Annotated in this window: 1 protein-coding gene; it reads right to left on the reverse strand. The window is 50.7% G+C overall.

What is annotated here, in order from left to right; all coding sequences use genetic code 11:
* Window positions 1-127: 127 nt before the first annotated feature.
* The gene (locus tag BMZ63_RS14810; protein ID WP_091706695.1) at window positions 128-1,276 is read right to left on the reverse strand and encodes a DUF4875 domain-containing protein; all 1,149 of its coding nucleotides are present in this window, start codon (window positions 1,274-1,276) and stop codon (window positions 128-130) included.
* Between the last annotated feature and the right edge of the window lie 163 nt (window positions 1,277-1,439).

Consider the following 1,439-nt stretch of genomic DNA (forward strand, 5'->3'; position numbering starts at 1 on the left):
TACTGCTGAGTTTTCTTCCCCGTGATCATTTCCGGCATCGTATTTCTCCTCCTGCGGAGTTATCGATGCGTGTCCACTGAACTGGGGGAAGTCCATGTTGGACTTCATGGGCTTGTTATGCATTTTCTCAAAGCCGTCCTGGCTGGGCGCGAACATCAAGAACCGTATTTGTCTCTGGATCCAGGTCGCATTCATACACGTAGTTCTGCCACGCCCCAAAGCCGTTCTGAAACTTAATTTTGTCTCCAATGTAAGTAATGTAGCCTTTGCTCCTGTCTTTCCATCTAAAATGACTGAATTTTGGCTCCAGCATTCCATCCGTCCACTCATGCGAGTATTTCGCAAGCTTTTCCACATAGTCGTCACAGTAGAGGCCAGCAGCAACGTTGTGCTTATCACCCCAACACTGGAGGTCCATCTGACACTTTGATTTCGAGAACGACTCAGGTTCCTTGACATCGGAAGGCATTCTTGTCCCGGCAACCGCATAGGTTTCGCCATTGTAGGCAAATTTCTCCCTCATAACCCACGGAAGCGAAATTTGACTTTCAGGTATTCCCAACTCGCTTGCGAGATAAGTCTTCAATCTTGGTTCGTCAGTTAGGCCGTCATCGCCTACAAACTTGGAGCGGTTCGCGTACCATGCATTTGCGATTCTCACCTGCTCGGCACTTACTTCATCAGCTGCGACTTCTACTTCCCAGACCTCACTGTTCGCCTCTTGCCCTGAGTTCCCCTTCCCGTCAGGCGTGAAAGAAACGATTGCAAGGCCATACCCCTTACCAGCCAACTCCTTGTTGATTTCAAGCCAAACGGTTGCTTGGTCTGCTTCAGTCTTCTTAAGCAAGTCCTTAGCTGCCTGGATGGCCGTAAACGCTCTGTCACCACGCGACTGAGCACTTGGGGCAACGATCTGCCAACGAACACGCTTTCTTCCGGGGAAGCTATAGTCTTCTGCTCCTATCACTTCATATGGCTGCGCCCTGCCTTCAGGGGCCTTGGACTGCATTGGCTCTGCTTTTCCGGCTCCCTTCTCTTCCTTGGCGTTTTGCGCAATGATCTCTTGCTTGTCCTCAACCACTGCTTCTTTGGGTGTGTTCTGAGATGGAGCAACTATACCAATGAGTATCAGAGTCACGAATGCGGCACCCAGATTACCGAAAAATGCCTTCATGCGGGTTTGTTGCCTAACCAAGCTCGGCTTGACAACACCGACGAGTGCAGCAAGCAGTAGAAGGAAAAAGACGATAATCAGGATGATCGATATGGCTTCCAATTCTCTATCTCCTTATTTGCATAACGAATTGCAGCAGGGGCGCGACGTCAGGCGCGTCCCTTGCCTGCACTTGTATGGATAATTTCTTCCGTGTTTGGGTAAATTGAGGCCCACCCCCAGTGGCCGCTGGGGGCCTTCATGCAGCAGCTCGATGCCTGCAAGG

The organism is Marinobacter persicus (assembly GCF_900114155.1).
GTDB classification, from domain to species: Bacteria; Pseudomonadota; Gammaproteobacteria; order Pseudomonadales; family Oleiphilaceae; genus Marinobacter; species Marinobacter persicus.